The sequence below is a fragment of the Stenotrophomonas sp. HMWF003 genome, assembly GCF_003061285.1.
Lineage (GTDB): Bacteria > Pseudomonadota > Gammaproteobacteria > Xanthomonadales > Xanthomonadaceae > Stenotrophomonas > Stenotrophomonas maltophilia_AP.
Genome location: NZ_QAIW01000078.1, coordinates 5901 through 6422, shown reverse-complemented (window position 1 = coordinate 6422; position 522 = coordinate 5901). Strand labels below are relative to the sequence as shown.

At 68.0% G+C, this 522-nt stretch carries 1 protein-coding gene; it reads left to right on the top strand.

What is annotated here, in order from left to right; translation table 11 throughout:
• Nucleotides 1-58: 58 nt before the first annotated feature.
• A partial coding sequence (locus DBR34_RS22035; RefSeq protein ID WP_258223629.1) for a hypothetical protein occupies nt 59-522 on the top strand: 464 nt, incomplete at its 3' end.

Genomic DNA, 522 nt, shown 5'->3' with positions numbered 1-522 from the left:
GACACCGCTCAAGGCGGGTCGGCCTCTATACTGGCCGCCTTGATCAAGGAGCGACGTCATGGCTAGCCGCAGTCGGGTCGGACAGTGGAGCTGGAAGGGAATCGCGGGCCTGGCGCTGGTCGCCGGCCTGGCCATGGGCATCGGGGGCTGCAACCGCAACAACAGCGGGCAGCTGCCCACGCCGTCCGGTGCACCGATCGCGGCCAAGGCCGAGAAGGTCAGCGAGTTCACCCTGGTGCGGGCCTACCCCGACCAGAAGGGCGACGGCGTATCGCTGGCGCTGGAGTTCTCGCGCCCGCTGGTGGGCACCCAGGATTTCGACGCGCTGGTCCGCTTCGCCGAGAAGGTGGGCACCGAGGACAGCAGCTGGACCCTGTCCGATGATGGCCTGACCCTGCGCTACCCGTTCGTGGAGGCGGCCAAGGAATACAACCTGATCGTCTCGCCCGACCTGCTGGCCGCCGATGGCAGCCGGATCGGCAAGGAGCTGCGCCAGAAGGTGTTCACCGGCGAACTCAAGCC